This is a genomic window from Gracilibacillus boraciitolerans JCM 21714, from assembly GCF_000521485.1.
In the GTDB taxonomy this organism is placed as follows: Bacteria; Bacillota; Bacilli; order Bacillales; family Amphibacillaceae; genus Gracilibacillus; species Gracilibacillus boraciitolerans.
This window is the reverse complement of sequence record NZ_BAVS01000085.1, coordinates 1-722: the sequence shown is the minus strand read 5'-3', so window position 1 is coordinate 722 and position 722 is coordinate 1. Positions and strand designations below refer to the sequence as shown.

Annotated in this window: 1 protein-coding gene; it reads left to right on the top strand. The window is 33.0% G+C overall.

Annotated features, from left to right (window positions below; translation table 11 throughout):
* Positions 1-195: 195 nt before the first annotated feature.
* Positions 196-722 (top strand): T7SS effector LXG polymorphic toxin (locus JCM21714_RS17805; protein ID WP_035726502.1); only part of this gene is annotated, 527 nt, incomplete at its 3' end.

The following is a 722-nucleotide window of genomic DNA, read 5'->3' as shown; positions in this document are numbered from 1 at the left end:
CCATTTACTAAGGATTTGGAGCAGGTGATAGAGGCTTCAGAATTACTAGAACAATATAAGACAGTGATAGAAAAAGATATTGTAAGATTAGAAAATACTGGTGAGGACCTTAGAGAAACAGATGAAAATCTGGCTCGCTTAAGTGAAAACAGTATGGGTCCTCAAATGATACGTTAAAGAAAGGAGGTTAATAGAATGGCAAATAGAGTAGATCTTTCTGAAGTAATCGAATTTGCTGATGATTTTTATGCATATGTTAATCGGTTGTTGTCTCAACTTGACAATGTAAAATCGAAAGTTAATTCGGTTATTAATATGGATTCCTTTAAAGGTGAATCGGCTGATAAAGCAAAAGAAAGTCTGAATTCTTTTCACATTGAAATGTTAAGTAATTTTGAAAATTTGATGATTGACCTTATAGATAATGTCGATAATCATATCAATAAGTTTTTGTCAGAGGTGGACAGTAGCGAAGATGCAATTATAAAGAGTAATTATTTAGATGAACAAGATGAGCTTATACAAGAAGAGTTTATGGAGCTGGTTAACCTTTCATCAGATGTTAAACAGACAATTAATGGTGTGAGCGATATTACGAGTGCAACACCACCGAGCTTTTCAAATGTAGTAGATGATAAAGCATCGACAGCTAGAATTATTATCGATGTAAATAATGATTTATCAAGTTTCGTTTCCACGGGGAGAAACCGAATTAATAGTAT